Origin of the sequence: Schumannella sp. 10F1B-5-1, from assembly GCF_006517535.1 — a bacterium.
Taxonomy (GTDB): domain Bacteria; phylum Actinomycetota; class Actinomycetes; order Actinomycetales; family Microbacteriaceae; genus Schumannella.
In genome coordinates, this window is sequence record NZ_VHQH01000307.1 from 1 (window position 1) to 358 (window position 358).

A 358-nucleotide genomic window follows, 5' to 3' on the forward strand; every position below is an offset into this window, starting at 1 on the left:
GAAGCGCTCGTCGACACGGGCTACTGGACGGCCGAGGACCTGGGCCTCTAGGCCGGATCCGTTTCGGTCACCATGATGGTGGGGGAGGAGCGATCCTCCCCCACCTTCTCCGGAGTCAACGAGGAAAGTCGGCGAACGTGAGCAACAACATCCTGGAGATGCGCGGCATCACCAAGACCTTCCCGGGCGTCAAGGCGCTGTCGGATGTGACGATCGAGGTCGCCCGCGGCGAGATCCACGCCATCTGCGGCGAGAACGGCGCAGGCAAGTCCACCCTCATGAAGGTGCTGTCGGGCGTGTACCCGCACGGCAGCTACGAGGGCGACATCGTCTTCGAGGGCGAGACCGTGGCGTTCCG

Annotated in this window: 1 protein-coding gene; it reads left to right on the forward strand. The window is 65.4% G+C overall.

All coding sequences use genetic code 11. The features are described 5' to 3' along the window. Positions 1-137: 137 nt before the first annotated feature. On the forward strand, positions 138-358 hold a 221-nt coding region (locus FJ658_RS15810; RefSeq protein ID WP_141146267.1), incomplete at its 3' end, for an ATP-binding cassette domain-containing protein.